Here is a 6,850-nt window from a genome sequence, read left to right on the forward strand (position 1 = left end):
AGGAGCACAAAATGTGCTCCTTTTTGTCAAAATATTCGAATATTATTCAGCCCCAACTTCTGCTTTTACAACTTCTACGATACGGCTTACATATTGATCACAAAGATCTTGTGTTGCCGCCTCTGCCATAACACGAATTAATGGCTCTGTACCAGAAGGACGAACAAGAATACGACCATCTCCATTCATCTCTTCTTCTACAACACGAATAATTTCTTTAATTTTTTCATTTTCTAATGCTTGTTTTTTATCTGTTACACGAACATTCACAAGTAATTGAGGGAACTTTTTCATTTCACCTGCAAGCTCAGATAATGGTTTTTTCGTCATTTTCATAATGTTTACAAGTTGAAGTGCACTTAACATGCCATCTCCAGTTGTAATGTAATCTAAGAGAATAATATGACCAGACTGTTCCCCTCCCAGATTATAGCCACCGCGTTTCATTTCTTCCATTACATAACGGTCACCAACAGCCGTTTGATTACTTGTAATGCCATTCGCTTCTACCGCTTTATAAAAACCTAAATTACTCATAACTGTTGAAACAACTGTGTTGTGTTTTAATTTTCCAGATTCGCTCATATATTTCGCACAAATATACATAATTTGATCGCCATCTACAACATTTCCTTTTTCATCAACCGCAATTAGACGGTCACCATCTCCGTCAAACGCTAGACCAACATCAGCACCTTTTTCTTTCACAAACGCTGCTAATACTTCCGGATGCGTAGAACCTACACCAGCGTTAATATTCATGCCGTTTGGCGATGTTCCCATTGTAGAAATGTCAGCTTCTAAATCAGCAAACAAATACGGTGCTAGAGAAGATGTTGCACCGTGTGCACAATCTAAAGCAATATGTACGCCAGAAAAATCTTCATCTACAGTTTGTTTAATATATTGTAAGTATTTTTGTCCGCCTTCAAAATAATCGTTTACTTGACCTAAAGCTGTACCAACAGGACGTGGAAGTTCATCTACTTCTTTATCTAATAATGCTTCAATTTCTGCTTCTTGCTCGTCTGTTAATTTAAAACCGTCTGGACCAAAAAACTTAATCCCATTATCTTGTACAGGGTTATGAGATGCAGAAATCATCACACCAGCTTGTGCATCTAACGCCTTCGTTAAATAAGCAACCCCAGGAGTAGAAATAACACCAAGGCGCATTACTTCTGCCCCAATTGATAATAGTCCAGCTACTAAAGCTCCTTCTAACATATGTCCAGACACACGTGTATCACGGCCAATAATAACTTTTGGACGCTCTGTATCCTTCGTTAATACATAACCACCAAATCGACCAATCTTAAATGCTAATTCAGGCGTTAATTCCTCATTCGCCACGCCTCGTACACCATCAGTACCAAAATATTTTCCCATTACTATTCGCTCCTTTTTTCTTGCTCATTTCCTTGCTTCTTTGGCTGCTCTGGCTGCCCTTGTACTTCATGTCCTGTTTCTTGCTTCTTTGTGAGCTCTACCTTCGCATTTTTTTGTTTTAATTCTAATGTGACATTATTTGGACCACTTATTTGGATCGGAACATCATGTGTTCCTGCACTCATATTTCCTATATTAATTGATGCTTTAATCTGTTCTGCACTCATCTTCTCTACAACACCTGCATCCCCAAAAACATCAACACTAATTTTTCCATTTTGCGGATCAGAAAGTTTCATTGTTAATAAATCTGATAACCCATTCACCTGCAAAGGGATGTCAGTTATCGTTTTTCGCTGTTGCTTTTGTACTTCAACTGTCACTTTTACTTGGCTAGGGGCCACCTTTGCGACACCTTTAGGCAAAGAAACAGAGGCATCGAAGGTAGTTGACTCTGTAATTTTACTTAAGTCGACTTCGATGCCCTCAAGAGATGTAATATTATCAAGTACGTCTTTCGAACCATAAATCTCTACTTCACTCGGTTCAACTTTTATACTCGTCACAGTTATACCTTCTTGTAAACTTCCCTTTTTCGTGACGCCTAGGGAAACTGTTTTTTCAGGTGATGAAACTGGTACAGTGACATTGACAGTCGAAGAACCTGTTTTCAAATCTAACTGATTCCCGTCTTTATCATATAATACAACTTTTGCTTCTTTTGTCACCGTTTTGCTAATACCTTTTAAGTCAACATATGCCCGTACAAGAGCAATTTGTGAAAGCTGCTCTGTTGTACCTGCTACTTCAACAGTTCCAGGTTTAACAATCGGTTTATCTATAACCGTTCCTTTTTGCACTTGATTCTCATTTAAATATTTCACTTCTACTGGAAAAGATTTTACTTCTTTCTTTTTAATAGTAACTTGTATTTTTGCTGGCTGAACTTTCAAATGTAAATTATTTGGAACTCCGCTATATTTTAAAGGAATTTCATATGTTCCTGGCGTATAACCGCGTAAATTAACAAATACCTCAAACTGTCGTTTCACTTTAGCTGCCGCTACAACGTTATTTTGCCCTTCAAGTGTGACGCTGACTTTTTCAGGAATTCCAGTTACAATATACTTATCCTCATCATAATATGCAGATACAGGAACTCCAGATATTGTTTCTGTTGTATCTCCTACTGGAAAAGGCGATGGATTAAAATTATCTGATACATTTTTATCTATGTTTGTAGACATATAGAGCATAATTGCTAATAATAATGCAATTCCCCTTAAAAACCAATGATTATCCATTAACTTATCCATGACGTTTTCTCCTCCAATTCCATAAAGACGAAGAAGACTGTTTTACGTTTCCGCCTAACTCTTTCATAAGCAGTTCTTTTAATTGTTCACTTTTTAAATCACGATGTAACTCGCCGTTTTTTGTTAAAGAAATGTGTCCCGTTTCTTCTGATACGACAATTGTTAAGCTATCTGTTACTTCACTTACACCCATTGCCGCACGATGACGTGTTCCCAATTCTTTAGAAATGAACGGACTTTCTGATAATGGTAAATAACAAGCAGCCGCTCTAATAATATTTCCTTGCATAATTACTGCCCCATCATGCAACGGGGTATTTGGTATAAAAATATTAATTAATAACTCTGATGAAATATTCGCATTTAGCGGGATTCCTGTTTCAACATAATCCCCCATACCCGTTTCTCTCGCCATTGTAATAAGTGCACCAATACGACGTTTTCCCATATATTCTGTTGCCTTTACAACGGCATTTACAACCGACTCATGTTCATCTTCCTCTTGATTACTTCCCCGCGAAAATATACTTCCCCGTCCAAGCTGCTCAAGAGCACGTCTTAACTCTGGTTGGAAAATGATAATAACCGCTAAAAATCCCCAAGTTAATGCTTGATCCATAAGCCATTGCAGTGTATGCAATTCAAAGAAATTACTTAAAATACGAACAATAATGATTACTGTAATTCCTTTTAAAAGCTGGACAGCTTTTGTACCACGGATTACAAGAATCAATTTATATATAACAAACCATACAAGGGTGATATCTATTATAGTGCTGAGATATTTAAAAATAACATTTATATCTCCAAAAGGCATTCTGACCCTTCCTCCATCTATATGTAATTTACAACAACAAATTAATTATAACATACATTATACGAACCACAATTTCAAACCACATTTCTAAACCTGACATGTAATCATTGGATGTCAGACTTTAAGAAGGGATGATAAAGTGAAACTTTAATCATTGGGGGGCTCTTCATCCCCAAATGATTATTAGTTGAACTAATCGGGCTTTTATGGGCAGTCTATCTCCCTCCTTACTCTTTGCTTTGCTGAATGTTGAGGTGAGAGTATTACTACCCGCGAACAGCGGGATATACATAATATGCCACTGTATCTTTATTTTAAAGTAAAAAAAGCAGCTTTTCAGCTGCTTCTTGAAATTTATTTTAATTTTTCACCAAATAAAGAACCCATTAACGCTACAGCTGCAATTGCAGTTTTATTTTTTTCATCTAAAATTGGATTCACTTCTACGAATTCAGCAGATGTAATCATACCCGACTCCGCTAACATTTCCATCGCTAAATGACTTTCACGATATGATAAACCACCAGCAACCGGTGTACCCACGCCAGGTGCATCATGTGGATCAAGACCATCTAAATCTAAAGATAAATGTACGCCATCTGTATGTGATAAGTATGCCATTGTTTCTTCCATAACAGCCGTCATTCCCATGCGATCAATTTCATGCATAGTGAAAACTTTAATACCTTCTTTACGAATAAACTCTTTCTCTCCATCATCTAAAGAACGAGCACCGATAATAACTACATTTTCTTTTTTCACTTTCGGATACTCACCGTATAAATTAACAAGTGCTGGATGACCATGTCCTAAACTTACAGCTAATGACATACCATGAATGTTCCCAGATGGAGATGTTTCCTCTGTATTTAAATCTCCATGAGCATCGTACCAAATAACACCAAGATTTTTATAATGTTTTGCAATACCAGCAAGCGTTCCAATCGCAATGCTATGATCGCCGCCTAATACAAGTGGAAAGCTTTTCTTCTCAATAATGCTATCAACTTTACTTGCTAGCTCATGACATACTTTTACAACCTGTTCAAGATTTCGTAATTTCTCATTTTCGTTTATTTGCGCTTCTCTTTCAATACATATATCCCCTAAATCTTCTACGTTATATCCTATATTTTCAATTCTTTCAACAACTCCAGCATAACGAATCGCGCTCGCACCCATATCAACACCGCGACGCATTTGTCCTAAATCCATTGGTACTCCCACAACTGAAATTTCTTTCTTCATAGATGATTCCCCCTTTTATGCTTTCACTAAATATTTTAAATCTTTTCTATTATCTGACTCAACTTGACATTTTTTTGTATTTATATACACTTAATTCAATACAATGAAGCAATAAATTAATACTTTTCCATTAAAATATGCATAAAAAAAAAACACCCCTTACGAATAGGGACGTTTTTGTAATCCTAGTTTCCATACAGCCGCAATATTTCGTGCTGTTATATAAATATTTTCTTTTCCCATTTTATACGCTTCTTCTAATGTCATCGCACCTGAAACGATACTAAATACAGCATCAATACCTTCTTCATAAATAGGGATATGATTCGGATGAACAGCTCCGGCAATTGCAATAACAGGAAGATTATACTCTTTAGCTCGCTTTGCTACCCCTATAGGTGCTTTTCCATAGACTGTCTGTTCATCAATTCTTCCCTCTCCTGTAATCACTAAATCCGCCTCTTGCAGATGAGCATTAAAATTCGTGTAATCAAGTACAATATCAATACCTTTTCTAAGCGTACCATGTAAAAAAGCAACAATAGCCGCTCCAAGTCCTCCCGCAGCACCTGCTCCTGGAATAAATTCTATATCAACATGAAGAGTTTGTTTAATTAGCTTAGCATAATGTTTCAAATTACAATCTAATCGCTCTATCATCTCGTCTGTAGCACCTTTTTGTCTTCCAAATATAAACGATGCTCCTGTCGCTCCTGTTAAAGGATTCGCAACGTCACAAGCTGCCTCAATGTTAACCCGCGCTAAACGAGAATCTAACTGTGATATATCAAAATAAGTAATACAATGTAAATTCCCTCCGTTTGGCTCTATAGCACAATTGTTGCTATCAAAAAAACGCACACCTAACGCCGATAACATTCCTGCTCCCCCATCATTAGTAGCACTTCCTCCAAGCCCTAAAATGATACGATGAACCCCTTGTTCTAATGCATGTAAAATAAGTTCTCCCGTTCCTCTTGTTGTCGTTAAAAACGGATTTCGTTTCTCAAATGGAACATGATGTAAACCAGAAGCAGCAGCCATTTCAATAAAAGCAGTCTGCTTATCCGAGGAAAGGCCGTAAAATCCCTCTACTACGTTTCCTAATGGACCTGTCACAGGAATATTTACAATTTTCCCTTGCGTTGCATCGACAAGTGCTTGTACTGTCCCTTCTCCGCCATCTGCAATAGGAATTCTTATATAATCTGCATCTGGATATATAGAGAGAAACCCCTTTTCGACTGCTTCACACACTTCTAATGCCGTTAAGCTTTCTTTATAAGAATCAGACGCGATAATAATCTTCATATGAAACAACTCCCTTCATATTTAATATTAAAATTGGAGTCATCAAAAATATATAAATAATAATGAAAGAACTGACATAAAAACCTTTTGTTTTAGAGGGGCGAGAGAGACTGGCTATGTATAGGAGCGGTCAGGGCCTTTTCCTGCCACGCGCAAAGTTTTAAAACAAAGAAAGGCAGCAAGGTGTAGGACCATTTTTATATTCATGGCAACAATCTATATGCTGAAAAATGAAAATAACTTTCTATAGATAATAAGGAGCGTATTTTCACTGGAATAATCCCCCTTACCAAACTTCTAAATTAAATGTATGGCTGAATAGTTACAATAATAATTTAAAAATTTTTCGCTTTAGAGGGGCGAGAGCATCTGACTATGTATAGGAGCGGTCAGGACCCTTTCCTTCTACATCAAGCAAGTAGCGATCATGTTGCACTTTGCATCTCAGCGGCTTACACGTCGAAAAATCAAAATTGGATTTATATAAACAAAAAAGCTTGAAGTCTATTATTCGACTTCAAGCTTTTATAACTGTATGGAGCCTAGCGGGATCGAACCGCTGACCTCCTGCGTGCAAGGCAGGCGCTCTCCCAGCTGAGCTAAGGCCCCAAGTTGGAGCGGAAGACGGGATTCGAACCCGCGACCCCAACCTTGGCAAGGTTGTATTCTACCACTGAACTACTTCCGCAAAAATGGTGAGCCATGAAGGACTCGAACCTTCGACCCTCTGATTAAAAGTCAGATGCTCTACCAACTGAGCTAATGGCTC

5 protein-coding genes and 3 tRNA genes are annotated in these 6,850 nt (G+C 37.5%); all 8 read right to left on the minus strand.

Annotated elements, in window-relative coordinates; genetic code table 11:
- Positions 1-42: 42 nt before the first annotated feature.
- The gene (gene glmM / locus BR72_RS15595; protein ID WP_035434381.1) at positions 43-1,389 is read right to left on the minus strand and encodes a phosphoglucosamine mutase; all 1,347 of its coding nucleotides are present in this window, start codon (positions 1,387-1,389) and stop codon (positions 43-45) included.
- Positions 1,390-1,391: 2 nt separating this feature from the next.
- Positions 1,392-2,705: a CdaR family protein gene (locus BR72_RS15600; protein ID WP_035434382.1), complete on the minus strand. Its 1,314-nt coding sequence runs from the start codon at positions 2,703-2,705 to the stop codon at positions 1,392-1,394.
- Positions 2,698-3,522 (minus strand): diadenylate cyclase CdaA, encoded by an 825-nt coding sequence (gene cdaA, locus BR72_RS15605; RefSeq protein WP_035434383.1) that lies wholly within the window; start codon positions 3,520-3,522, stop codon positions 2,698-2,700. The genes BR72_RS15600 and cdaA overlap by 8 nt, the downstream gene beginning before the upstream one ends.
- A gap of 354 nt (positions 3,523-3,876) precedes the next feature.
- Positions 3,877-4,770 (minus strand): arginase, encoded by an 894-nt coding sequence (gene rocF, locus BR72_RS15610; protein ID WP_035434385.1) that lies wholly within the window; start codon positions 4,768-4,770, stop codon positions 3,877-3,879.
- 159 nt (positions 4,771-4,929) lie between these two features.
- Positions 4,930-6,081 carry a glycerate kinase gene (locus BR72_RS15615; RefSeq protein ID WP_035434386.1) on the minus strand — a complete coding sequence of 384 codons (1,152 nt, stop codon included), beginning with the start codon at positions 6,079-6,081 and terminating at the stop codon, positions 4,930-4,932.
- Positions 6,082-6,617: 536 nt separating this feature from the next.
- Positions 6,618-6,690: transfer RNA gene (locus tag BR72_RS15620), tRNA-Ala, on the minus strand.
- Between the two features lie 4 nt (positions 6,691-6,694).
- Positions 6,695-6,769, minus strand: a tRNA-Gly gene (locus BR72_RS15625).
- Between the two features lie 5 nt (positions 6,770-6,774).
- A tRNA-Lys gene (locus tag BR72_RS15630) sits at positions 6,775-6,850 on the minus strand.

It is taken from the genome of Bacillus sp. UNC322MFChir4.1 (assembly GCF_000746135.1).
Lineage (GTDB): Bacteria > Bacillota > Bacilli > Bacillales > Bacillaceae_G > Bacillus_A.